Source organism: Cognatishimia sp. F0-27, assembly GCF_020667845.1.
Classification (GTDB): Bacteria; Pseudomonadota; Alphaproteobacteria; order Rhodobacterales; family Rhodobacteraceae; genus JAFMPQ01.
The window spans coordinates 1-23,016 of sequence record NZ_JAFMPQ010000019.1 but is presented as its reverse complement, the minus strand read 5'-3'; the positions used below and the strand labels follow the sequence as shown (position 1 = coordinate 23,016).

Genomic DNA, 23,016 nt, shown 5'->3' with positions numbered 1-23,016 from the left:
CGCACCTGTCACAACCATGACCTCACGGCTCTCTCGCCACAAAGGGGAATTGACCTTTCCCGTCAAAATCGCTGCATCGCAGAATGACACCGCGATCCTTTGCATGTTTGCTGTGCGGTTTCGAACGCCCGGCTCAAAACCGCGCCGATCAAGGAACCCAATCCGGCACAGACTCAGGCGACCGGGCTTCGCGCTGGCGGACTGGTCGTCGGTCAGGCTTACTTCAGGCTTCGAGGATACCGAAGATCATATCTCACCCGTGTCCTGCCATGCGGAACGAAAAAGATCGGAGCGAGATCCCGCGAGGCTTCGATCGAGCCGAAGAACATTCAAGCACTCACGGTTTGGAGCCAATACGATCGCTGCCAAGCTGCGAAATGACTGCATGGTCGCGGTGGTGGCGATCTCTGGAGTCGATGACGTCCGCGCCGCTCCTGTGCGTGTTTTTCCTGCAAACAAAGCGCGTTGGCGTTCGGGTTGTCCGGGGGGCTACGCTGTCGGATCGGCAGGGTGACGCGGCGGCTTCTGCTGGCGGCTTTCCAGAAAGCTGACTGCAAACGACCCCAGAACGGCGCCGGTGAACACGTACAACCCCCAGCCCGGTATGATGACCCCGATCCCGATCCCCTTGGCGATCACGACATAGAGCGCAATCAAAAAGATGTCCGCCATCGCGAGTTTGGCAAGAACGCCGAGTGCAGGCAGCATTCTGCGCGACAGCAAGCCGGTTTGTATCAGCGCCATCCCAAGGCATTTGAGCATCGGCGCCACAAGGGCAAAGACCGTCACCACCAATGCAAGAAAAAGGTCGGTCGCCCAGAGTTTCTGCAAGCCCGAAAGCACCGTGATCGTGTCCGGGGCGAAGAGCGTTCCACCGCCGAGCCAGCCGGGCATCTGCCAGCTTTCAAGAAGGCCGGTGTGCAACAGCGGCGCCACCCAGGACAGCGGGAAGAGCACCGTAAGCACGATATTCAAAACGAGGGGCACGACGGAAAATTGCATGTCAGCGGGGCCTTCTTCGAATGATGCATCGGCCCGGAAGCAAGCTGGGTAACCTGCGCTGGGACGCAACCATGCACGCATTTATCGGACGTTAAGCTATGAAGCTTAGCCTGTGCCGACAGGAACAGAAAGGCCCGGGCTCGGGTCGTGACCGGGTGGGGCATGGTGTGAGAGCGATCAGAGTATTGGTTTTGGGTCTGGTCGTTTTGGCAGCCGCCATCGTGCCGGGAGCGCTCAAGGCGCAGACAGCTTCGTCTGACGAGAGCGTGGTGATGGGCTACAACCCGTTCCCTCCCTACAGTTTTACCAATGAAAACGGGCAAGCGGACGGGTTTTCCATCGATATCGCGCGCGAGCTTGCGCGCGAACTTGGCATCACCATCACATTTCGGGAATACGCCAATCCGGGTGCGGTGCTCGAAGCCTTGCGCGCGGAAGAAGTGGAGCTGACGACGATTTATGCGCTGACGGAGGCTCGGCGGGATGCGGGGCTTTTCACCAAGCCGATTGGGGCTTTCACAACATCGGCTTTCGTTCTGAAGGGTGGGCCGGTTCTGGAAGCAAAAGACCTCGCAAGCAGGCGCATCGCCGCGACCCGCGGTTCCTATGGCCTGACAGTCGCCGGACAAACGCCTTTCGCGGAAATCGTATTGCAAGACAGCTTGACCGCATCGCTGCTGCCGCTTCTGTCCGGGCAGGTCGATGCCGTTGTTGCGCCAACCAACGGGTTTCTCCGGATCCTTCGGAACCATGGTCTCGACACGCTGGTCATGCCGCTGGAACCAAGTCTCGCGGCACAGGCGCGGGGGTTTATTGTGTCTCCGGCGCGTCCCGCGCTGCTGAGCGCGCTCGATGGCGCCATTGCGGACCGGCTGACGGACAGGCAGGTGGCCGCACTGCAAGCCCGCTGGTTTGGAGAGCCAAGCAGTCTGCTGGGCGATACGCGCGTCTTAGGCATGCTGGCGATTGCCGTTGTCAGCCTGGTGCTGGTCATCGGGGCGTTGCTCAGTCTGGTTCGCGTGCGCGGTTCGGCGCGGCGGGCCTTTGCATCGCATGAGCGCAATCGCCTGCTGGTCGATGCGCTGGACGGTATCGATATGAGCATCGTGATCTTCGATACCGCGCTGCGCCCGGTGTACTGGAACGACGGCACGATCCGGTCCTGCCCGGATCTGGTCAAGGCGCTCAAGGCGGGCCAGACCATGACAGAGACCATCGCCACGACCCTCATCGGTTCAGAGCCCTCCGAGGCCGGTGCGACGAGGAATGTCCGCGCCCGCGCAGAAGCGATGGTGCGCGACGCGCTCTCGGGTACAGAAACCACCCGTCATCTGAAGCTTGCAGACGGGCGCGTCTTTGAACTCAGCGAATTCCCGATTGGCGGCGATTATGTCGCCGCGGTGCGCAAGGATATCACCCGGGTCGAAACCCAAGCACAGAAAATCCGCGAACAGAGCGAGGCTCTGGAACAGGTCAACGACCGCTTGCGCAGTTTTTCGATTGTTGCGGCGCACGATTTGAAATCGCCGCTTCTGCAACAGGATCTGCTTTTGCAGATGGCGCAGGAAGACATGAGCGCCGGGAAGCATACCGATGCACTGGCGAACATGGCCTTGGTGCAACGCTCAAATGCCGCGCTGAAACGCTTGATGAACGATTTGATCAGCTATTCACTTGAAAAGGATGATGCCGACCGACCTGTTCGTTTCGACCCGCTGCCTCGTATTCAAGGTGTACTTGATCAAATCAGCCCGCCGAAAGGCTTTGAAATTGCGCTTCCAAAAACGATGCCGCAGGTGACCGCGGCGCCCGAGGCCTTCGACATCGTCATGCGCAACTTGCTTTCCAACTGCATCAAGCACCATGACAAGCCGCACGGGCGGATCGAACTGCACGCAAAGCAAGACGGCACCATGGTCCAAATCGAGATTGTTGATGACGGGCCGGGCATTCCGGACGGGTTCGAAAGACGGATTTTCTCGGCCTTTGAACGTCTCGGGCCCAAATCCGAAGAGTCGGGCACCGGTCTGGGGCTTGCTCTGGTGAACAAACTTGTCGAGCGTTGGGGCGGGACAGTGAGCGCATCGTCGCCCGGACCGCGCGGCACTGTGTTCCATGTCGCGGTCCCCGTCGCCGACCAAGGGTTCCGCCGGAGGGCGGACGGCGATATCGTTCCCTTGAACCACAGCCGAAGCGCTTAGGCGGCTGACCGTGCTCTTGGGGCGGGGCGCTTTTGGTTTGAGCCTACTGCTCGGCCCCGGTCATTTCGCACCTCCCGCACGCGCAACACGGTGATGACTGGCGCCACGCCCACGGTGGATTGCACTGACACCATCCGAACCGCAGTTGCCCGATCACAGGCACGCCCCGGCACAGACATTTCAACATCTCCCGGACCGGCGAACGACGGCGACCGAGGCGCGACCCATCGCGATGCCGGTCCAGTGGCGCGCTCTGGAAGTCGAGCGTTATGTATTGTTTTCAAGCTGCGCACGCAGCGCGGTCTTGAGGATCTTGCCGTAATTGTTCTTTGGCAGAGAGGTGACGAAGCGGTAACGCTTGGGCCGCTTGAAGCGCGCAATTCGCGCAAGGCAATGCGCATCGAGGCTCTCCGTGGAGACGGAATTGGCCTCTTCTGCGACAACGAAGGCCACGATATCCTCGCCCCATTCCGAGGAAGGCTGGCCGACCACCGCGCATTCCACGACCCCGGGGTGATGCAACAGCGCTTCCTCCACTTCTCGGGGATAGATATTGGTGCCGCCGGAGATGATGACGTCCTTGGAGCGGTCCTGAAGTGTCAGATAGCCATCCGCGTCGAGCCGCCCCACATCACCGGTCATGAGCCATCCGTCGCGGATCGTTCGGGCCGTGGCATCCGGATTGTTCCAATAGCCCGTCATGACCGGTGTGCCCCGGACCATGATCTCTCCGATCGAGCCTGGCGGCAATATCCGCCCCTCCGCATCGCCAATCGCGATCGATACGGCGGATTGCGCACGTCCAACGGATTCCAGCCGCTCTGCCCATCGCGGGCCCGTCCTGTCGGCAACATCCTCGCGCGACAGGGCAGAAATCGCCATCGGACATTCACCTTGGCCATAGATCTGAACGAAGCGGGGACCGAGCACCGCCACCGCGCGCTCGATGTCCGCGCGATACATCGGCCCGCCCCCATAGACGATTGTGCGCAGCCCGGTGCCGTCCGCACCGGTTGCCTCGGCCGCGTGCACAAGGCGCTGCACCATGGTTGGTGCCATGAACATCGACAATGGTCCTTGCGTCCGACCTGCCTCCAGCACCTCCTGGGGATTGAAGCCGCCGGACAGCGGCACGATGTGGCGTGCCGCCTGACGCACATGGATCGGCGCATAAAGACCCGCCCCGTGGCTCATCGGAGCGGCGTAAAACGCGCCATCCGCGGGCGAGACGGGATCAACGTCGACCGGGTAACAGAGCGACATGGCGGTGATCATGCCGTGGGTGATCTGGACACCTTTCGGTGTGCCGGTCGTGCCGGAGGTATAGAAAAGCCAGGCGAGGTCTTCAGCGCTCCGCGAACACGGCGCCGGTCCTGCGCCTCGCGTGATTGCCTCAAAACCGGGATCGTCGAGCCGGTGCACCGGGCAGGGCGCCTCTTCACTCAGGCGCGCCGCCTCCAATTCGGATGCAAACACGCAACAAGCCCCGGCATCGTTCAGGATCCAGGCCGCTTCGCGCGGGTGCAGCTTGGCATTGATGGGCACGGCGGCCGCACCGGCATACCAGAGACCGTATAGCGCGATCAGGTAGTTGGGCGTATTGCGCGAAAAGAGAGCCACCCGGTCGCCCGGATTAACACCGTTGTCGCGAAGCCAGACCCCGAATGCCGCGGCCCTGTCCCGAAACCCGTGATAATCGCAAACCGGCATCTGACCGGAAAACAGAGCCGGACTCGGTCCCGCCCTCGCGGCAGACCGCTCCAGCCACTCGGCTGTGTTCATCACGCTCCCCCTTCTGCCTGTGCGCAAAGGCTACAAAAGCACGCCGCGCGGTGAAAGGCCCAGATGCGAAAAGGCGCGGCCCGTGACAGGCCGCGCCCGGTGTCGACGCCCGGAGAGGCCGGTCAGGCGGCCGCCGAGGTCTCGCCGAACCTGCCGTAGAAGCTCTGGTTCTTGTCGGCCATGTCGCGCAGCAGGTCCGGGCAGGCAAACCGCGCGCCATGGGCTGCGCTCAAGGCGTCGCAGCGCTCGGCGGCATAGGGCGCGCCGATCATGTCGAGCCAGCTCAGCGGCCCCCCCGACCAGGGCGCAAAGCCCCATCCGAGGATCGCGCCCACATCGCCCTCACGGATATCCATCAACACGCCGTCCTCCAGCGCGCGCACCGCTTCGAGCGATTGTACGAAGAGCAGACGGTGCTGCACCTCGAGAAGCTCGGGCTGGGTGGCGGCCTGTGGGTATTGAGCGGCGACCGCTTGCGAGAGCCCCTGTCGTTTGCCCTTCTCGTCATAGTCGTAAAAGCCTTTGCCCGCTTTGCGGCCCAACCGGCCTTGCGCCTCCATCCAGAAGATCACCTCGTCCACGGCCTCATCGGGATAGGCATCACCCATCGCGGCCTTGGTTGCGCGCGCAATCTTGGCGCCGAGGTCAATGGAGGTTTCATCCACAAGCTGGAGCGGTCCAAGCGGCATGCCGACCATCTTGGCGGCATTCTCGATCAGGGCGGGGGCCACGCCCTCCTTCACCATGCGAATGCCTTCGTTGATGTAGGGGATGATGCAGCGGTTGGCATAGAAAAAGCGCGCATCGTTGACCACGATCGGCGTCTTGCGGATCTGCCGGACGAAGTCGAGCGCCTTGGCGACGGCCCGGTCTCCGGTGGCTTTCCCGCGAATGATCTCCACCAGAAGCATCTTCTCTACAGGAGAGAAGAAATGGATGCCGATGAACTGTTCCGGATTCTTGGACGCCTTTGCCAACTCCGAGATTGGCAGGGTCGACGTGTTGGTTGCAAAGATGCAGTCGTTGTTTGTGACCGCGTCCACCGCCTTGGTGACCTCGGCCTTCACCGCGGGGTCCTCGAAAACCGCCTCGACGATCAGATCGCAATCGGCAAGCGCCTCATAGGCCGTGGTCGCCTCGATCCGGGCCAGCATCGCGTCGGCCTTGTCCTGCGTGATCTTCTTTCGGCTCACACCTTTGGCCGCATAGGTTTCGGAATAGGCCTTGCCGCGATCCGCCGCGTCCTGATCGCGGTCGAGCAACACGACATCGATCCCGGCCTGCGCAGAAACCAGCGCTATGCCGGCACCCATCATGCCCGCGCCGAGCACGCCGACCTTCTTGACCTGCTGATCAGGCACGTCAGCAGGGCGCACGGCGCCTTTCTCCAGCGCGCCCTTGTTGATGAAAAGCGACCGGATCATCGCGCCGGAGGACGGGTTCATCAGAACGGAGGTAAACCAGCGCGCTTCGATCTTGAGAGCGGTATCGAACGGCACCAGCGCGCCCTCGTAGACGGCGGACAAGAGCGCCTTGGCGGCCGGATAGACGCCCTTGGTCTTGCTGTTGACCATGGCGGAAGCCCCGACAAAGGTCATGAAACCGGCCGGGTGATAGGGGGCGCCACCGGGCATCTTGTAGCCCTTGGCATCCCACGGCTTGAGCAAATCGGCGTCCTTGGCGTCAAGCACCCACGCCTTCGCCGCAGCCAGAGGATCGGACACGACCTCGTCCACGATCCCGGCAGCCTTGGCCTTGGCGGGCTCCACCGTCTTGCCTTCCAGCAGGAAGGGAGAGGCCGCCATCGCGCCCATCTTGCGGACGAGCCGGGTCGTGCCGCCGGCACCGGGGAAGATCCCGACCATGATCTCCGGCAGGCCGATCTTGGCCTTGGCGTTGTCGGCGACAAAGATACGATGCGTTGCAAGCGGCAGTTCCAGCCCGATGCCAAGCGCCGTGCCCGGCAGGGCGGAAGCGATCGGCTTGCCGCCCTTGTTCGTCTTGGGGTCCATGCCCGCGCGCTCGATCTTGCGCAGGACACGATGCATGTCCATCACGCCCTCGAACACGCCGCGTGCGGGGTCGTCTCCGGCCATGTCTTTCATCTTGGCGATGATGTTGAGATCCATGCCAGCGGCAAAGCTGTCTTTGCCCGAGGTGAGCACGATGCCCTTGACGGCCTCGTCGGCCAGCGCGTCGTCGATCAGCCGGTCCAGCGTTTCCAGGCCTTCCAGGCTGAGCACGTTCATGGATTTGCCGTCCACGTCCCACGTGATCACCGCTACGCCGTCGCTGCCGGTTTCCATTGTGAAATCGGTCATGTCTTGTCTCCCGTCATTTGTGGGTGCTGGCCGGTCCAGTCATGGTGGCCTCTTGCATTGAGGATGGACGACATTTTCCAGCCGTCCGATGTTGGATGCATCAGCGCCGACGCCGTATAGGGCGCCGTCACACGTTGCGAATTGCTGATGAGTTCGGTCTTGTAGGTCGCGATCACGGTGCCGTCGAAACACAGCTCCGCCGAGAGCGGTGCGCGGACGACATTCGTCAGGTGCATCACGTCACTGGCCGTGAGGTAGAGATTGAAGTTGCGCTCCACATCGGCCTCGGTCTCGAGCAGAACCGGCCCTGTTGCCGTGACCATCGAAAACGGCAGGATCATCCGGGCGCGCCAGCGCGTGATGTCACGCTCGAGGAAGGGCCTGCTGATATCGTCAAGGAAGGCTGCAAATTCGGTCTCGTCAAACGTCATGCTTGTCTGTCCTCCCTGCCCTTGGCCGGCCCGTGGGGCCGGCGTGGTCGCGCAGAAAATGACCCATCGGGTGCAGGATCGTCGCGGCGCGCCAGCGCTTGTCGTCTCCTTGATGCAATGTCATCGCCGAGACATAGGACGGCCGTGCCAGCACCGTGTCCGACAGCACGTAACTGCGGAAAACGCCGTGAATGCAGCCATCTCCGAGCATGTCGGCGGATTTGACCGTGCGAATGATGTCGGTCACGCCGAGCATGGCAATTTCGGAGCGATAGCGCTCGAAGTCCTCACGCATGGCCCGCCGGTCCGGCATCACCATGGAGTATTCCGGCATCTGCATGAACAGCGGGAACTGGACCCGCGCGCACAGCTTGTCAAAATCGCCTTCCATATAGGCTTCGGTCAACCCGTCGAGCAGGTTTTGAAAGATCTCGGCAACGTGAGATGGCGGCTTGGTGGTGTTGTCAAAGGTCACAGCATCGGGCTTTTTCGCACCCAAGATCACCTGCTGATGGGCAGGGCGGTCTTGCATCGCCAACAGGTTGGACACGACTTTCCATTGACCTCCGAGCCGTTGCAGCACCGAGTAGCTGGAAAACCTCTGTTCCACGCTGTCGCTGCCGCTCAAGTAGCGGCTGAGATAAGACTGCCGGATCAGATCGGGCCCGTCAAAAAGCGCGGTCTCGACCTCGCGCTCGATGCGCACGATGCTGTGGTTGGCAAAGTATTCGCGCGCTTTTCCGAAGGTTTCGATCAGATCGTCGCGCGTCCTCACGAGCCGCGAGCCCTCGACCGTGCCGAGAAGCTGGGGCAGGGCAAAATGATCCGCGAACTGCTCCGCATCGCCTGACAGGAAACAGGCGGTGGTGGAGTCGAGGATGCGTTTCGCGATCCTGAACGCTTCAGCATTTTGCTCTGCCGTTGTCATGTGGGCTCAGACCCGTTCGATGATGGTGGCCGCCCCCATGCCCGATGCGATGCACAGGGTGGCAAGGCCGGTGCCCTTGCCGGTGCGTTCAAGCTCATCGAGAAGCGTGCCGATGATGATTGCGCCGGTGGCCCCGAGCGGGTGGCCCATCGCGATGGAGCCGCCATTGACGTTGACCTTGTCATGATCGACGTCAAAGGCCTGCATGAAACGCAGAACGACCGAGGCGAAGGCCTCATTGACCTCGAACAGGTCGATGTCGGAAATGCTCATGCCCGCTTCCGCGAGAATTTTCTCGGTGACCGGCACCGGCCCGGTGAGCATGATGGTCGGGTCGGTCCCGATCTTGGCGGTGGCCTTGATGCGCGCGCGCGGCGTGAGGCCATAGGCCTGTCCGAACGCTTCGTTGCCGATCAGCACCCCCGCCGCTCCATCGACGATGCCCGATGAATTGCCGGCGTGGTGGATGTGGTTGATCCGCTCGAGATGCGGGTATTTCATCAACGCGATGTTGTCGAAACCGGGCATGGTCTCGCCCATGTCCTTGAAAGCCGGCTTCAGCCCGCCAAGGCTCTGCATGTCGGTGCCCGGGCGCATGTATTCGTCCGTGTCGAGGATGGTCAGGCCGTTGCGATCCGTGACCGGGACCACCGATTTCTCGAACCGCTTGTCCGCCCATGCTGCTGCGGCACGCTGTTGGGAGGCCACGGCAAGCATGTCGGCGTCATCACGCGAGAAGCCGTATTCGGTGGCGATGATGTCGGCCGAAATACCCTGCGGAACAAAATAGCTCTCCATCGCAAGGCTCGGGTCGACGGCAATGGCGGCGCCGTCGCTGCCCATGGCAACGCGCCCCATCATCTCGACCCCACCTGCGATATAGGCCGCGCCCGCGCCACCACGCACCTGGTTGGCCGCCAGGTTCACCGCCTCCATGCCTGAGGCGCAAAAGCGGTTGATCGCCAGGCCGGGGATCGACTCGTCGAGATCGGAGGCCAGCACGGCCGAGCGCGCAAGGCATCCGCCCTGTTCGCCCACTTGGGTGACATTGCCCCAGATCACGTCCTCGACCGCGTGGCCTTCGAGCCCGTTGCGGTCCTTGAGGGCGTTCATGGTGAGCGCGGACAGGCGCAGGCTTGTCACCTCATGCAGGCTGCCATCCTTGCGGCCTTTGCCACGCGGTGTGCGCACGGCGTCGTAAATATAGGCTTCGGTCATCGTCATTTCCTCTGTCAGGCCCGATCAGCGGGGGATCCGGGCATCAGGTCATAGGGGTGTTTCCAGCCATCGAGGCTCTGGATATTGCCCAGCCAGCGGTCGATCTCCGGCCATTCGGCGCGATCGAACCCAAAGGGCTCGAGATAGAAGAGATAGCCGCAGCAGGAGAAATCGGCATTGCTCGGCCCGGTGCCGACGATCCAGTCACGCCCCTGAAGATGTGCGTTCAGAACCGTATACGCGGCCTTGAGCCGGCCTTGGGTGAACGCGATCACTTCTTGTGGGCGCTTGTCTTCGGGCAGGAAGTTCATCAGGAACCGCAGCATCCCCGCCTGGCTCGACAGTTTGTGGTTGTCCCAGAAGACCCAACGCATGATCTCGCGCGCTTCCTCCGGGGTGGTGCCGCCGAACTTTCCGGATTTTTCGCTGATATACATCTGGATGACGCCGGATTGGGTCAGACGCGTCTCCCCGTCCACAAGCACCGGGGCTTCGCCCATCTCGTTGACTTCCGAGCGGTATGCATCCGACCGGGTTTCGCCGCCGAAGAAGTCGACCTTTTGCGCGCGCCATCCGAGGCCGGACAGGCTCAGCGGCAACGCGGCCTTGTAAGCGTTTCCGGATTCACCAAAGCAGTAGAGTGTCATGGTCATCGCGATTGATCTTTCCTTGTTGCGTGTTTCCGGCATGTGCCGGGACGGTCATCATCCGCGGCAGCGGAGGGGCAATCCGAGCATCCGCGCCGCTTGGGGGTAAAAGGCCGGCGTGCCGGGGCGCAAATCTTTGTTTGATGGCTTTGTGGACGCGCTCATGTGCCCTTTACCTGTCATTTACCGACCTCGTCTTAATCTGGTTCTGCGTCGTCGACTGGAGTGCCGCGCGGCGTGCAAGGTGAAGCCCCTCCTTCTGCCTGTGGCCGCATGGGATCGGATCGCAGGTCTGGAGGGTGGACCGATTGCTGCCCGTGCTGCCTTTCAAGGGTTCGATATGCGGTCCCTTCATCTTGCCAAGTCAACTCCTGAAGAAGCCTTGCGGCCGTCCAGACAGGTCCGGTCGCCTATCAGAGCGCGCGCGCGATCAGTTCCTTCATGATCTCGTTGGTGCCGCCATATATTCGTTGCACACGCGCATCCGTCCACATTTCGCCGATGGCGTATTCCTGCATATACCCATACCCGCCGTGCAATTGCAGGCAGGCATCGAGCACCTCTCCCTGCGTGTCGGTCAGCCAGTATTTCGCCATTGCGGCCTTTTCCACCGTCAGGGCACCCGCGAGATGTTCCGCGATGCAGGCATCAAGGAAGGCCCGTGCCACCGTGGTCTTGGTCTGGCATTCCGCTAGCTGGAAGCGGGTGTTCTGAAACTGCGTCAGCGGGCCACCGAACGCCTCGCGCTCCTTGCAATAGGCAATGGTGCGCGCAACCGCGCCTTCCATCGCGCCCACAGCGCCACACCCGATGATCAGGCGTTCCTGCGGCAATTGCTGCATCATCTGGTAAAAGCCACGGCCTTCTTCGCCGCCAAGGATGTTCTCCGGCGGAATCGGCACATTGTCGAAAAAGAGCTCCGACGTATCGGACGCGTGCATGCCGATCTTGTCGAGATTGCGACCGCGCGTGAAGCCTTCGGCGCCCTCGGTCTCGACAACCACAAGCGAGGTGCCTTTTGCGCCCTGGGCCGGGTCGGTCTTGGCGGCCACGATGATCAGGTTGGCGTGTTGCCCGTTGGTGATAAAGGTTTTCTGCCCGGACAAGCGGTAGACATTGCCGTCCCGGATCGCGCGGGTCTTGATCCCCTGCACATCGGACCCAGCGGCCGGCTCCGTCATCGCAAGCGCGCCGACGAGGTCGCCCGACACCATTTTCGGCAACCACCGCGCCTTTTGCTCTTCGGTGCCGTAAGCCAGCACGTAATGCGCGACGATCCCCGAATGGATGCCGTGGCCCCAGGAGGCGAGATTCGCGCGCGACGCTTCGAGCAAGATCACCGCCTCATGCCCAAAATCGCCGCCCGCTCCACCGAATTCTTCGGGCACGGACGGGCAGAGCAGCCCAAGCGCCCCGGCCTGTGCCCAGATGCTGCGGTCCATTTCACCCTGCTTTCGCCAGGTTTCGAAATGGGGCGCCCATTCGGTCTCAATGAATTTGGCTGTCATCTCGGCGAGCATCGTATGCTCATCCGTCATCCAGTCTCTTGGCATGGCATGCCTCCCCGGTCTTAGCGTTTGCGGGCGTCGAGATCGCTGTTGAACTGTCTCAACTTCACCGCCAGCGTTTCCTGATCCGTCACGCTGTCGAAATGTTCGAACAGGAACGAGAGTGCCTCGCCCTCGTCCAACCCTGCCTCATGGGCGAACCGCCGCAAGACGCGATAGCCGTCCTCGGTCATTGCAACGGGAAAGCGGCGGGTCAGACGGAATCGTTTCGGCATCACGGTCCTTTTGAGCTGTCGTGCAGAGCCGGTTTCTGAGCGCCGGCGCCGCCATGGGCAGGGAACGGTTGCGCCCGTTCCTAGAAATTGGCGGCATCCAAGGCCATGACCGGCTCCGCGCCCGATTGGATCCGCGCCAGATGTGTCGCGGTCATCGGCAATTGCCGGGCCATGTAATACCGCCCCGTCGCGATCTTGGTCTGATAGAACGCCACGTCAGAGGCACCTTCGTCCAGACAGGTCTGCGCCGCAAGCGCCATCCGCGCCCACATCAGCCCAAGACAGACATGGCCAAAGAGATGCATGAAGTCATACGACCCAGAAAGCGCGTTGTTGGGGTTCTTCATGCCGTTCTGCATGAAATACATCCCGGCGGCCTGAAGATCCTTCGACGCAGCCTTGAGCGGTTCGATGAATTGCGCATCGAATTGCGCATCCTTGCCCTTGGTCTCGGCGATGAAGCCCTTCACCAGCTCAAAGAAGGCCATCACGTGCTTGCCGCCGTCCTGACCAAGCTTGCGCCCGACCAGATCGAGAGACTGGATGCCGTTGGTGCCCTCGTAAATCATGGTGATCCGCGCATCACGCACAAATTGCTCCATGCCCCACTCGCGGGTGAAGCCCGACCCGCCCAGCGTTTGTTGGGCAAGAACCGCGGTTTCGAAGCCCTTGTCGGTCAGGAAGCCCTTGATGACCGGCGTCAGCAGGGAAATCAGGCCTTCTGCGGCATCGTCACCGGCGCGGTGCGAGCGATCGATGAGCGACGCGCCCCAGAACGTGAAAGCGCGCGCGCCCTCGGTGATCGACTTCTGGTCCATCAGGTTGCGACGGACATCGGGGTGCACGATGATCGGGTCGGCGGGCTTGTCCGGCGCGGCCACACCCGTCACGTCCCGGCCCTGGAGCCGCTCTTGCGCGAAGCCGAGCGCGTTCTGATAGGCGACCTCACCCTGCGCATAGCCCTGAAGGCCAACGCCGAGCCGCGCCTCGTTCATCATGGTGAACATCGCGCGCATGCCTTTGTGCGGCTCTCCGACCAGATAGCCGGTCGCGCCGTCATAATTCATCACGCAGGTCGCGTTGCCGTGGATGCCCATCTTCTTTTCCAGCCCGCCACAGGACAGGCTGTTGCGCGCGCCGAGCGATCCGTCCTCGTTGACAAGGAATTTCGGCACGATGAAAAGAGAGATCCCCTTCACGCCTTCCGGCGCGTCGGGCAGTTTCGCCAGCACGAGATGAATGATGTTTTCGCACATGTCGTGCTCACCGGCCGAGATCCAGATCTTGTTGCCCGTGATCTGGTAGCTGCCGTCTTCCTGCGGGACGGCCTTGGTCCGGATCAGCCCCAGATCGGTGCCGCAATGGGGCTCGGTGAGGTTCATCGTCCCGCCCCACTCACAGGTCACCATCTTGGGCAGGTAGGTCGCCTTCTGCTCGTCCGACCCGTGCGCGTGGATTGCATTATAGGCGCCATGCGTCAGGCCCTGATACATGTTGAAAGCCATGTTGGCGGCCGAGAAATATTCACCCACGGCCGTGGAAATCAGGTAGGGCAGGCCCTGGCCGCCATATTCCGGATCACAATCCAGCGCCGTCCAGCCGCCATCGCGCACCTGGTCAAAAGCGTCCTTGAAACCCTTCGGCGTGCGCACAACGCCGTTTTCCAGCGTGCAGCCCTGCTCGTCGCCAACCGCGTTGAGCGGCGCCAGCACGTTCTCGGCAAGTTTGGCGGCTTCTTCAAGGATCGCTTCGGTGGTCTCGCGGTCGAGCTCGTCGTAACCGGGCACGTCCTGCTGCTCGGCGATCTTGAGAACATCGTGCAAAACAAAGATCTGATCTTTGACCGGGGCGGTGTAGCTGGGCATCAAAGGCCTCCCAAACGTCTTCTGTCGTGGTGGGGGCTCAAGCGTTTCAGGAAGCCTGAGCCTGTTTCTGGTTCATCGAGGCGATCATTTTCTCGCCCCATTTCATCTGTTCCTTGAGCTCGTCGATGGCGATGATGAGCTCATCGCGCTGACGCTCCATGTCGTTCAGCCGCTGCTGTGCGATCTCGTAGGTCTGGGCAAGCTGCGTCTGTTGCTGATCGCCCACGTGATACAGGTCGAGCAGCTGGCGGATCTCTTCGAGGCTGAAGCCAAACCGCTTGCCACGCAGGATCAGCTTGAGACGCGCACGGTCGCGGCGCGTGAACAATCGCTTCTGTCCCTCTCGGACCGGGAAGAGCAGTTCCTTCTGCTCGTAGAAGCGCAAGGTGCGCGGCGTGACGTCATAGGCGTCACACATTTCCCGGATCGTCATCACTTGATCGTCTTTCATGTTCGGTTCCTCACATCCGTCTTGGTGCATGTGAGTTGCGGTGAATGTGCCAGTCTTACAATGGGAATTTCCGTTGACGTAACTCATACGTCACGTCACTTTCATGTTGACGTAAGATCAATCAAGGTAACCCGGGCTCGGGTGATATTTTCTTTCGAAGCGCTTTGAGCCCGCCGCGCGTGTCGGGTCTGGTTTTCCTGACCCAAGGGCGGGCGGTGTGGACATCATCACATGGGGAATCGGTTCAAACGCGAGCGCGGCCTGTCCGGTCGTTCACGCGCTGGGCTCTGCGCCGCGCGTCCCTCGTCTCGGGTGTTGCCGGCGATCCCGCAGGCCAAAGGGCATCGACCATCAGTCTGCAGCGGCAGCAAAAAATCGAGGCTGGGCTGCACTTTTGGAGCAATCAGCCCAGTTCGAGGGCGCGGGCCGTTTCGTCGCGCAAACCGCGGAGCTCGTCCATGGCCTCATCGATCTGTCGACGCTGCTCGGCCAACTCGGAAAGCTGACGATCGGCCAGTTCCACCCACGCGCGCATCTGCGCCTCGCTCCCTTCCTTTTCATAGATCAGGAGCCATTGCCGGATGTCTTCGAGCTGAAATCCGAATTTCCGACCGCGCAGGATCAGCGTCATGCGCGCGATCTCTCTCGGCCCGTAAAACCGTGAGCGGCCTTGCTTTTCGGGGTGTAGCAACTCGATATATTCATAATACCGCAATGTCCGTGGCGTCACGTCGAACCGCGTGCACATTTCCTTGAAGCTCAGACGTGTTTCGCTCATCGGTTCCCCCCGCTTGCCCAGATCGTAGCACGGCATTCCGCAAGGGCAAGCGGCGCTCGGCGCTTGCCGTAGGCTGAATTGTGACGCAAGACTGCGGTCACGCTGTCCGGATCAGCATCGCGCTCCGTTTTCGACAACCAAGGCACGCCCATGACCCCCGACAAGGCCCGCATCGCCCGGCAATTCATCGAAACCATCCCGCATTCGAAGGCGCTTGGCATGCGCGTCTCCGAAATAGGGGACGGGGTCGCGGTGATCAGCATGCCCTATGACGAACGGTTTGTCGGTGACCCGGAAACGAAGGTGATACATGGTGGCGCGGTTTCGGCCCTCATGGATACCTGCGGTGGCGCAGCGGTGATGAGCCACCCGCGCTCGCCAGCGGGCACTGCCACGATCGATCTTCGGATCGACTACATGCGCGCGGCCGAACCGGGGCAGACAATCACCGCGCGCGCGGAATGTTACCACATCACGCGTTCCGTGGCCTTTGTGCGCGCGACCGCCTTCGACGAAGATGAAAGCCGTCCCGTGGCGACCGCCACAGGTGCGTTTACGGTGGAAGGAGGCTGATCGGATGGTCCGCAAACGCCCCGAACCCGTGCAGGTTGTCAAGCAGCGCCGCGATGCCGCGCTCAATGCGTTGGTGTCAAGCGTGCCGTATATGCAGTATCTCGGGGTGCAGTTCGACCGGCGCGGGGATGAGCTGACGGCGATCCTGCCGTTTGACGACAAGCTCATCGGCAATCCGATTTTGCCCGCGATCCACGGCGGGGTGACGGCCGCCTTTCTGGAAATGACGGCGATCATGTCTCTCAACTGGTTCTGGCTGTGGGAAGATATCGAAACCGGCGTGCTCGATCTGGAACGGCTGGCGGCGGGCGATCTGCCGCGCTTGCCCAAGACCATTGACTTTACCGTGGATTACCTGCGCTCGGGGCTGCCGCGCGATGCCTATGCACGGGCGCGCGTGACCCGCTCGGGGCGGCGATACGCCTCCGTGCAGGCGGAAGCGTGGCAGGACAACCGCGACCGCCCCTTCGCACAGGCCAAGGCGCATTTCCTGATGCCGCTCAAATCGTGAGACTCGTTCCGCTCCTCTTTGTCGCGTGTGCTTGCGACCGGTGGGGGCAATCGCGCCGATGAACCCCTCCGAGCAAGATCTCGCCGGGCGCGACACCGTCGACCCCGTCACCCATGCGCGGGTGCTCCGTGTGGCCATGCCGATCCTGCTGGCCAACATGACGGTTCCGCTGCTCGGAGCGGTGGACACGGCCGTTGTCGGCCAGATCCCCGCGCCCGAACCCATCGCCGCTGTGGGCGTCGGTGCAATCGTGCTGACCGCGATCTACTGGATTTTCGGGTTCTTGCGCATGGGCACCGCGGGGTTGACCGCGCAGGCAGCGGGGCAGGGGGACGATGCAGAAGTGTCCGCTCTGCTCACCCGATCCCTGATGATTGGCGTGGCCGGGGGATTGGCCCTTATCGTGCTGCAGATGCCGATCTTTCTCGGGGCGTTTGCGGTGTCCCCGGCTTCTGACGAGGTTGAAAGCCTTGCCCGGGCTTATATGCAGATCCGGATCTGGTCGGCACCGGCGGCCATTGCCGTCTATGCCATTACCGGCTGGCTTGTGGCGTTGGAGCGCACGCGGGACGTGTTTGTGCTTCAGCTTTTCATGAACGGCATGAATGTGGCGCTGGACCTGCTCTTTGTGCTGGAATTCGGCTGGGGCGTGGACGGCGTCGCCTTTGCCACGTTCATTGCCGAATGGTCCGGGCTGGTCATGGGGCTGTGGCTGTGCCGGGCAGCGTTCCGCACCCCGGCGTGGCGGGACTGGGCGCGTGTCTTTGATGGCGCGCGGTTGCAGCGCATGGCCGTTGTGAACACCGACATCCTGATCCGCTCCGCCTTGTTGCAGGTGATCTTTGTCTCTTTCCTTCTGGTCGGCGGACGCTTTGGCGACGTGACCCTTGCGGCCAATCAGGTGCTTTTGCAATTTGTGCATATCGTTGGCTATGCCATGGACGGGTTCGCCTTTGCGGCCGAAGCCCTCGTTGGCAAGGCGTTCGGCGCGGGAGCGGTGGCGCGTCTGCGTCGCGCGGCACTCATGACAACGTTCTGGGCGCTTGTGACGGGTCTGGTCATGGCGGCGGGTTTCGCGCTCTTTGGTCCATGGCTTGTGGACATCATCTCAAAGGACCCGGAGGTGCAGCAGGCGGCGCGCGACTATTTGCCGTGGATGATCGCGATGCCGGTGCTGATCCTCGGGCTTGTGATGCTCGACGGGATCTTCATCGGGGCCACGCGCACCGCGGACATGCGCAACATGATGGCATTGTCGGCGCTGATCTACCTCGCCTGTCTGTGGCTCTTTCTTGAGCCGTTCGGCAATCACGGGCTTTGGCTTTCGCTCATGGTCTGCAATGTGGCGCGGGGGGTAACGCTCCTCGCGCGTTATCCTGCTCTGGAACGCGCCGCGGTGGGGCAGCGGTGATGCGGCTCGGATAACGCCGGTTTGTTCGCGGGATGCGCCGGATCGGCGCGTGGCCCCCTTGCCCCAGCCGCGCCGCTCCGCTAACCCGGTTGAACCGATCCACACGGGGGGCACCATGGCCGACGATCTCTTCAATTCCTTCATGAACGGCCCGGATGAAAAAGGCCGGTTTGGCATCCATGGCGGGCGCTTTGTGTCCGAGACGTTGATGCCGCTGATCCTGGAGCTCGAACAGCAATACGAGCATGCCAAGACGGACGAGAGCTTCTGGAAGGAAATGGACTTCCTGTGGAAGCACTATGTGGGTCGGCCTTCGCCGCTCTATTTTGCCGAGCGCCTGACCGAAGAGCTTGGCGGTGCCAAGGTGTACATGAAGCGCGACGAGCTGAACCATACCGGCGCGCACAAGATCAACAATGTGCTCGGGCAGATCATCCTCGCGCGGCGCATGGGCAAGACCCGCATCATCGCGGAAACCGGCGCGGGCCAGCATGGCGTTGCCACCGCGACGGTTTGTGCGAAATTCGGCCTGAAATGCGTGGTCTACATGGGCGCGCATGATGTCGAACGTCAGCAGCCCAATGTGTTTCGCATGAAGCTACTCGGGGCCGAGGTCGTGCCCGTCACCTCCGGGCGCGGCACGCTCAAGGATGCGATGAACGACGCGCTGCGCGACTGGGTCACCAATGTGCGCGATACGTTCTACTGCATTGGCACCGTCGCCGGCCCGCACCCCTATCCCGCCATGGTTCGCGATTTCCAGGCGATCATCGGCAAGGAAACCCGTGAACAGATGCACGAGGCCGAGGGCCGCAACCCTGACACGATCATCGCCGCAATCGGCGGAGGCTCCAACGCGATGGGTCTCTTCTATCCGTTCCTCGACGACAAGGAAGTCAACATCATCGGGGTCGAGGCGGGCGGCAAGGGTGTCAACGACAAGATGGAGCATTGCGCGTCGCTCACCGGCGGGCGCCCGGGCGTGCTGCATGGCAACCGGACCTATCTCTTGCAGGACGAGGACGGGCAGATCCTTGAAGGCTTCTCGATCTCTGCCGGGCTGGACTATCCCGGCATTGGTCCGGAGCACGCTTGGCTGCACGATATCGGGCGCGCGCAATATGTCGCCATCACCGATCGCGAAGCGCTGGCCGCGTTCCAGGAATGCTGCCGCCTCGAAGGCATCATCCCTGCGCTGGAGCCGTCCCACGCCTTGGCCCACGTCATGAAAATTGCGCCGGATCTGCCCCGTGATCACATCATTTGCATGAACATGTGCGGACGGGGAGACAAGGACATCTTCACCGTGGCCAAACATCTTGGCGTGGAGATGGGGTGACATCACAGGCCGGTCCTGCGCGTGATGCGCATGCCGGTCTGATCTGTGCCTTGACGGAGCGAGGTTCGTATTCGGCTTGTTGGCGCAGATTGTGCCATGCGGCCTCACGCAACCGGGCGCGGATCTGGCCAGACCGATGCCGACAGCCCGCGCGCGCTGCGCCAGGTGTTGACGGTTCGGCAAGGAAATGACGCTAGCTTGCCTCAAGCGCCCAAGCAGGTCGATGCGAGGTCGCGCCATGGGAGAGGCGCGCCATCAACGATGGTCGCATGGTCCCGCGCTGATAGGGGGCGGTTTCCCGGCATTCAGGCACCGCGTTCCGGCCATCGCGCCGCGCTGCCGGGTGGTGGAGCCGCAAACGGCAAGGTGGGGTAGGGCCACAAGAGGGCTAACGTTCCGTCAACGGTTTCATGGCAAGTCTGGGCGCGCACTGATCGCACCGGAACTGAGCTGCGGCTCATGCGGCTTAAGGCTCATGGTCCAAATCCAGTCAGCATCGTTTTGGTGCTGCAATGTTGTAAAAAGACAAGCGATAATTGGTGAATTGCCGCGACCTCAAGGGTCGCGGCGGATCACATTCTATGACATTCGGTCCTCAAAATCATGAGAACAAAGACAAAAGTGGCCTTGGTCGAACACTTTGCTTCAATGCTTTGATGACCACACAATATGTCTCAAGAGATTGAGAAAGTGTAAGCATCCGCGAATTTTTTCGCACTGAATCCTCTCGGCGTGTCACCGATAAGGGCGCCGTGCATCACAGCGTTGAAGACATGTAACGGCAGGTGTTGATCGCGTGCGCTTGGGCGCGATTAGTCGGCCTTGTACAAGTCCAGAACCCGGCGCGGCACGATTTCCAACGCGCGCTCATGGGTGGCGGTCAGGTCAACCAAAGGGGCGCAGCCCTCGTCGTGTGCCTGCAGGAAGCGCGATGCACACAGGCACCATTTGTCGCCGGGTTTGAGGCCGGGGAACCGAAACTCGGGGCGCGGCGTCGACAGGTCGTTCCCGACATATTTGGAATAGGCCAGAAACTCCTTGGTCATGACGGCGCAGACCGTATGACTGCCGCGGTCGGCATCACAGGTGTTGCAGAATCCATCCCGGAAAAACCCGGTTACAGGGTCGCTTGAGCACGGTTGAAGAGCGCCGCCCAAGGCATTGACCGGTTTGTCCTTTTCCATCATGCGATTACTCCGATCGAGCCAATTTGCGCATCATCTCCACGGCATCGTCAAAAGCTCCCTCGGCGCGGAAGGCCCGATCTGCCCCGGTCAGCGCGACGACCGTGGCGCTTTGTTGATCAATATAGACGTATTGCCCATAGACCCCGCGCGCAAGGAATTCTCCATCCCTTGCATCATGGGGAATCCACCATTGATACCCGTAGCGGATCTTTCCCGGCGCGGTTGGTGCCTGGGGCACGGTCGAAACGGCAACCCATGTTTCCGGCACGATCCGGCGGCCCTGAAACATCCCGCCCAGCCGGAACATCTCACCCATACGGGCATAGTCGCGCAGCGTCAGGTTCAAACCGCCAAGCGCAAAGGCGACACCATACCCGTCGGACACATAATAGGGCGTTCCGTAAGTCCCGAGAGGACCGAGGATATGGGCGCCCAGAAGATCGGCCAATGTCTGGCCGGTCCCGCCGCGAACCACCATGCTCAGCACATGGGTGTCGATGGACACGTATTTCCATTCCGTCCCGGCTTCGGTGAATCGATCGTCCAGCCCGGCGGCAAATGCATCCATCGAGCCGCCAAGTGCAAGAATGCGGCCCATCTTGTTGATGTCACTCCAAAAGTCGAGATAATCCTCGTCGAATACCACACCCGACGCCATCTGGAGAACGTTGCGGATGCTGACCCCGTCATAGGCGCTGCCTTCGAGCGCGGGTGCATAGGCCGTTACCGGGTCGTCGAGGCTCGTGATTGCCCCGGTTTCGAGCAGCACGCCAATCAGCGCGGACAGATAGCTTTTCGCAATGGACCACGAAATCCGGAGATCCTCCGGGTTGGTCCCCAGATGATAGCTTTCATGAACCACCCGCCCGTCGCGTAGCACAATCGCTCCGGTCACCGCGCGCCGTTCAACAAAGGCCGGCCAATCCGGCGGCATGGGGCGTGGGGTCCCCTCCGGCAACCGCGTGACCGGACCGGATACCGGGATCGGCACGGTCTCGAACAGCGTGCCCATGGCGCTGAAATTTCCGACGATCCGGTCTTCGTCAAAAAGCGTCGTGACCGCCAGAAGCCGCAGAAGCCTTTCCTGTTGCCACACCGCCAGCCCGCCGAGACCGAGGCCAAGCACGAGCGCGGCCGCAAGGATCTTTCTCAGCATCTGGCCCACCCGTCTCTTTGTCGCCTTTGTCTGGGACACGCGTCTTTCAACGGAACTTGTCCGCAAGCCGCTGCAGCGCCGAGCGCGCGTCAGACGCGGCCGCCTCTTGAGGTTTTGTGTCCGTGTCGGGCGTTTTGGTGTCCTTGGCCTGTGGCGTCGCCTTTGCCGCCTGCTCTTTGGCTTGCGCCGTCTGGGCAGCGCCGGGCCTGCCCTGCGCGCCACCCCCGGAGCGGGGCGGGTTCACGCGCAAGGCAACGGCATTCTGAAATCCGCCCGCATCGCCAGCCGCGAGCGCCGCCGCGCCGTCCGAGCAGCCGCGCAGGACATCGTCGAGCCAATCCTGATCACCGCGCGCAAAATCATGCAGCACATAGCCCGCAACAAGCTCCTTGCGTCCCGGATGCCCGATGCCGAGCCGGACGCGCGCATAATCCGGCCCTGCGTGTTGGTGAATCGACCGCAATCCGTTGTGACCCGCATGACCGCCCCCCTTTTTGACCCGCACCTTGCCAGGGACGAGGTCCAGCTCGTCATGGAAGACGGTCAACGCGCCCACATCGAGCTTGTAGAAGCGCAGCGCCTCACCGACGGACTGGCCGGAGCGATTCATGAAGGTTTCCGGTTTGAGCAGGAGGACCTTCTCACGGCCAAGCCGTCCCTCGCTGACCTGGCCTTGGAATTTTGACCGCCATGGACCAAAGCCGTGATCTTCCGCGATCCGGTCCAGCACCATGAAACCAATGTTGTGCCGATTGCCGGCATATTGCGATCCGGGATTGCCGAGACCTGCGAAAATCTGCATGGCTTTCCTCCAAACGCCTGGTTGCCCTGCCACAGCTCAGATAGGGCATAGCGCAGCACCGTGACAAGGGAGAGCCCATGTATCTGACGATGAACCGTTTCAAGGTCGCCCCCGGCGAGGCAGAGGCTTTCGAGGCGCTCTGGAAAACCCGCGACAGCCATCTCAAGTCCGTGCCAGGGTTCGTGCAATTCTCCCTGCTCAAGGGGCCGGAGGCCGGCGATCACGTCCTTTACGCCTCTCACACGATCTGGGAGAGCGAGGCCGCGTTCAAGGACTGGACCAAATCCGAAGCGTTTCGGGCCGCGCATTCCGGGGCCAAGGGCTCCGACCATATGTATCTCGGCGCGCCGGTGTTGGAATGCTTTGACGCGGTGCAGGTCCTCAGCAAATAACGCGCCGTCTGCGCACGGGGCGCGCGCCCATTGGCTTGTGAGCGTCGTTTGTCTGCGCTTCAGGCGGGCGACAGTGGCCTGAAGCGCGGTTTGTGGTTTTCGGTCGTTTTTGTCAGGGCTTTGCGGATCGGGCGGGATGGGGTCGGGCGCGGTGTCTGTGGTCGGACGCTGCCGTCTTATAGGTGATCGAAGATTGGCGCGGTGCGGGCGCTCGCGGTGTGGGGGGCGGACGCTGACG

21 protein-coding genes are annotated in these 23,016 nt (G+C 61.9%); 6 read left to right on the top strand and 15 right to left on the bottom strand.

The window, feature by feature from the left end; genetic code table 11:
- Positions 1 to 489 precede the first annotated feature (489 nt).
- A complete protein-coding gene (locus tag J1C49_RS11635; RefSeq protein ID WP_227445997.1) occupies positions 490 to 1,002 on the bottom strand; it encodes a paraquat-inducible protein A in 513 nt (170 codons plus the stop codon).
- A gap of 191 nt (positions 1,003 to 1,193) precedes the next feature.
- Here J1C49_RS11635 and J1C49_RS11630 point away from each other — a divergent pair, with 191 nt between their 5' ends.
- A complete protein-coding gene (locus tag J1C49_RS11630; RefSeq protein ID WP_227445996.1) occupies positions 1,194 to 3,203 on the top strand; it encodes a transporter substrate-binding domain-containing protein in 2,010 nt (669 codons plus the stop codon).
- 267 nt (positions 3,204 to 3,470) lie between these two features.
- On the opposite strand, the gene J1C49_RS11625 is transcribed toward J1C49_RS11630, so the two are convergent.
- The 11 genes from J1C49_RS11625 to J1C49_RS11575 form a co-directional block, all read right to left on the bottom strand.
- Positions 3,471 to 4,985, bottom strand: coding sequence for a class I adenylate-forming enzyme family protein (locus tag J1C49_RS11625; protein ID WP_227445995.1), 1,515 nt, complete (start codon positions 4,983 to 4,985; stop codon positions 3,471 to 3,473).
- Between the two features lie 122 nt (positions 4,986 to 5,107).
- Positions 5,108 to 7,306, bottom strand: a complete 2,199-nt coding sequence (locus J1C49_RS11620; RefSeq protein WP_227445994.1) for a 3-hydroxyacyl-CoA dehydrogenase NAD-binding domain-containing protein — start codon at positions 7,304 to 7,306, stop codon at positions 5,108 to 5,110.
- Positions 7,303 to 7,737, bottom strand: coding sequence for a hypothetical protein (locus J1C49_RS11615; RefSeq protein WP_227445993.1), 435 nt, complete (start codon positions 7,735 to 7,737; stop codon positions 7,303 to 7,305). The genes J1C49_RS11620 and J1C49_RS11615 overlap by 4 nt, the downstream gene beginning before the upstream one ends.
- Positions 7,727 to 8,665 carry a hypothetical protein gene (locus J1C49_RS11610; RefSeq protein WP_227445992.1) on the bottom strand — a complete coding sequence of 313 codons (939 nt, stop codon included), beginning with the start codon at positions 8,663 to 8,665 and terminating at the stop codon, positions 7,727 to 7,729. The genes J1C49_RS11615 and J1C49_RS11610 overlap by 11 nt, the downstream gene beginning before the upstream one ends.
- A gap of 6 nt (positions 8,666 to 8,671) precedes the next feature.
- A complete protein-coding gene (locus J1C49_RS11605) occupies positions 8,672 to 9,883 on the bottom strand; it encodes an acetyl-CoA C-acetyltransferase (protein WP_227445991.1) in 1,212 nt (403 codons plus the stop codon).
- A gap of 14 nt (positions 9,884 to 9,897) precedes the next feature.
- The gene (locus J1C49_RS11600; RefSeq protein ID WP_227445990.1) at positions 9,898 to 10,536 is read right to left on the bottom strand and encodes a glutathione S-transferase family protein; all 639 of its coding nucleotides are present in this window, start codon (positions 10,534 to 10,536) and stop codon (positions 9,898 to 9,900) included.
- Between the two features lie 407 nt (positions 10,537 to 10,943).
- Positions 10,944 to 12,083 (bottom strand): acyl-CoA dehydrogenase family protein, encoded by a 1,140-nt coding sequence (locus tag J1C49_RS11595; RefSeq protein WP_227445989.1) that lies wholly within the window; start codon positions 12,081 to 12,083, stop codon positions 10,944 to 10,946.
- A 17-nt stretch (positions 12,084 to 12,100) separates the two neighbouring features.
- Positions 12,101 to 12,313, bottom strand: a complete 213-nt coding sequence (locus tag J1C49_RS11590) for a hypothetical protein (RefSeq protein WP_227445988.1) — start codon at positions 12,311 to 12,313, stop codon at positions 12,101 to 12,103.
- An 80-nt stretch (positions 12,314 to 12,393) separates the two neighbouring features.
- On the bottom strand, positions 12,394 to 14,178 hold the full coding sequence (locus J1C49_RS11585; protein ID WP_227445987.1) for an acyl-CoA dehydrogenase C-terminal domain-containing protein: 1,785 nt from the start codon (positions 14,176 to 14,178) through the stop codon (positions 12,394 to 12,396).
- A 46-nt stretch (positions 14,179 to 14,224) separates the two neighbouring features.
- On the bottom strand, positions 14,225 to 14,629 hold the full coding sequence (locus J1C49_RS11580; protein WP_227445986.1) for a MerR family DNA-binding transcriptional regulator: 405 nt from the start codon (positions 14,627 to 14,629) through the stop codon (positions 14,225 to 14,227).
- A 403-nt stretch (positions 14,630 to 15,032) separates the two neighbouring features.
- Positions 15,033 to 15,407 carry a MerR family DNA-binding transcriptional regulator gene (locus J1C49_RS11575; protein WP_227445985.1) on the bottom strand — a complete coding sequence of 125 codons (375 nt, stop codon included), beginning with the start codon at positions 15,405 to 15,407 and terminating at the stop codon, positions 15,033 to 15,035.
- Positions 15,408 to 15,557: 150 nt separating this feature from the next.
- Between J1C49_RS11575 and J1C49_RS11570 the strand changes: the two genes are divergently transcribed.
- The 4 genes from J1C49_RS11570 (at position 15,558) to trpB (ending at position 19,241) form a co-directional block, all read left to right on the top strand.
- Positions 15,558 to 15,980: a PaaI family thioesterase gene (locus J1C49_RS11570; RefSeq protein WP_227445984.1), complete on the top strand. Its 423-nt coding sequence runs from the start codon at positions 15,558 to 15,560 to the stop codon at positions 15,978 to 15,980.
- Between the two features lie 4 nt (positions 15,981 to 15,984).
- A complete protein-coding gene (locus J1C49_RS11565; RefSeq protein ID WP_227445983.1) occupies positions 15,985 to 16,491 on the top strand; it encodes a PaaI family thioesterase in 507 nt (168 codons plus the stop codon).
- Positions 16,492 to 16,549: 58 nt separating this feature from the next.
- Positions 16,550 to 17,902, top strand: coding sequence for an MATE family efflux transporter (locus J1C49_RS11560; protein ID WP_227445982.1), 1,353 nt, complete (start codon positions 16,550 to 16,552; stop codon positions 17,900 to 17,902).
- 115 nt (positions 17,903 to 18,017) lie between these two features.
- Positions 18,018 to 19,241: a tryptophan synthase subunit beta gene (gene trpB, locus J1C49_RS11555; protein WP_227445981.1), complete on the top strand. Its 1,224-nt coding sequence runs from the start codon at positions 18,018 to 18,020 to the stop codon at positions 19,239 to 19,241.
- Positions 19,242 to 20,053: 812 nt separating this feature from the next.
- Here trpB and J1C49_RS11550 read toward each other — a convergent pair.
- The 3 genes from J1C49_RS11550 to pth are packed head-to-tail and all read right to left on the bottom strand — an operon-like array spanning position 20,054 to position 22,386.
- Positions 20,054 to 20,425, bottom strand: coding sequence for a DUF2237 family protein (locus J1C49_RS11550; RefSeq protein WP_227446033.1), 372 nt, complete (start codon positions 20,423 to 20,425; stop codon positions 20,054 to 20,056).
- Positions 20,426 to 20,432: 7 nt separating this feature from the next.
- Positions 20,433 to 21,584 carry a serine hydrolase gene (locus J1C49_RS11545; protein WP_227445980.1) on the bottom strand — a complete coding sequence of 384 codons (1,152 nt, stop codon included), beginning with the start codon at positions 21,582 to 21,584 and terminating at the stop codon, positions 20,433 to 20,435.
- 46 nt (positions 21,585 to 21,630) lie between these two features.
- Complete coding sequence (gene pth / locus J1C49_RS11540; RefSeq protein ID WP_227445979.1) at positions 21,631 to 22,386, bottom strand: aminoacyl-tRNA hydrolase; 756 nt, start codon at positions 22,384 to 22,386, stop codon at positions 21,631 to 21,633.
- 77 nt (positions 22,387 to 22,463) lie between these two features.
- On the opposite strand from pth, the gene J1C49_RS11535 reads away from it, so the two are divergent.
- On the top strand, positions 22,464 to 22,778 hold the full coding sequence (locus J1C49_RS11535; protein WP_227445978.1) for an antibiotic biosynthesis monooxygenase: 315 nt from the start codon (positions 22,464 to 22,466) through the stop codon (positions 22,776 to 22,778).
- The last annotated feature ends 238 nt before the right edge of the window (positions 22,779 to 23,016 follow it).

Bases quoted from the DNA above. Each gene is read 5' to 3' on its own strand.
- J1C49_RS11575 (WP_227445985.1), bottom strand. From the start codon at position 15,407: ATGAGCGAAACACGTCTGAGCTTCAAGGAAATGTGCACGCGGTTCGAC.
- J1C49_RS11565 (WP_227445983.1), top strand. From the start codon at position 15,985: ATGGTCCGCAAACGCCCCGAACCCGTGCAGGTTGTCAAGCAGCGCCGC.
- J1C49_RS11610 (WP_227445992.1), bottom strand. From the start codon at position 8,665: ATGACAACGGCAGAGCAAAATGCTGAAGCGTTCAGGATCGCGAAACGC.
- trpB (WP_227445981.1), top strand. From the start codon at position 18,018: ATGGCCGACGATCTCTTCAATTCCTTCATGAACGGCCCGGATGAAAAA.
- J1C49_RS11545 (WP_227445980.1), bottom strand. From the start codon at position 21,584: ATGCTGAGAAAGATCCTTGCGGCCGCGCTCGTGCTTGGCCTCGGTCTC.
- J1C49_RS11605 (WP_227445991.1), bottom strand. From the start codon at position 9,883: ATGACCGAAGCCTATATTTACGACGCCGTGCGCACACCGCGTGGCAAA.
- J1C49_RS11635 (WP_227445997.1), bottom strand. From the start codon at position 1,002: ATGCAATTTTCCGTCGTGCCCCTCGTTTTGAATATCGTGCTTACGGTG.
- J1C49_RS11585 (WP_227445987.1), bottom strand. From the start codon at position 14,178: ATGCCCAGCTACACCGCCCCGGTCAAAGATCAGATCTTTGTTTTGCAC.
- J1C49_RS11535 (WP_227445978.1), top strand. From the start codon at position 22,464: ATGTATCTGACGATGAACCGTTTCAAGGTCGCCCCCGGCGAGGCAGAG.
- J1C49_RS11620 (WP_227445994.1), bottom strand. From the start codon at position 7,306: ATGACCGATTTCACAATGGAAACCGGCAGCGACGGCGTAGCGGTGATC.
- J1C49_RS11550 (WP_227446033.1), bottom strand. From the start codon at position 20,425: ATGGAAAAGGACAAACCGGTCAATGCCTTGGGCGGCGCTCTTCAACCG.
- pth (WP_227445979.1), bottom strand. From the start codon at position 22,386: ATGCAGATTTTCGCAGGTCTCGGCAATCCCGGATCGCAATATGCCGGC.
- J1C49_RS11615 (WP_227445993.1), bottom strand. From the start codon at position 7,737: ATGACGTTTGACGAGACCGAATTTGCAGCCTTCCTTGACGATATCAGC.
- J1C49_RS11600 (WP_227445990.1), bottom strand. From the start codon at position 10,536: ATGACCATGACACTCTACTGCTTTGGTGAATCCGGAAACGCTTACAAG.
- J1C49_RS11625 (WP_227445995.1), bottom strand. From the start codon at position 4,985: ATGAACACAGCCGAGTGGCTGGAGCGGTCTGCCGCGAGGGCGGGACCG.
- J1C49_RS11570 (WP_227445984.1), top strand. From the start codon at position 15,558: ATGACCCCCGACAAGGCCCGCATCGCCCGGCAATTCATCGAAACCATC.
- J1C49_RS11580 (WP_227445986.1), bottom strand. From the start codon at position 14,629: ATGAAAGACGATCAAGTGATGACGATCCGGGAAATGTGTGACGCCTAT.
- J1C49_RS11560 (WP_227445982.1), top strand. From the start codon at position 16,550: ATGAACCCCTCCGAGCAAGATCTCGCCGGGCGCGACACCGTCGACCCC.
- J1C49_RS11590 (WP_227445988.1), bottom strand. From the start codon at position 12,313: ATGCCGAAACGATTCCGTCTGACCCGCCGCTTTCCCGTTGCAATGACC.
- J1C49_RS11595 (WP_227445989.1), bottom strand. From the start codon at position 12,083: ATGCCAAGAGACTGGATGACGGATGAGCATACGATGCTCGCCGAGATG.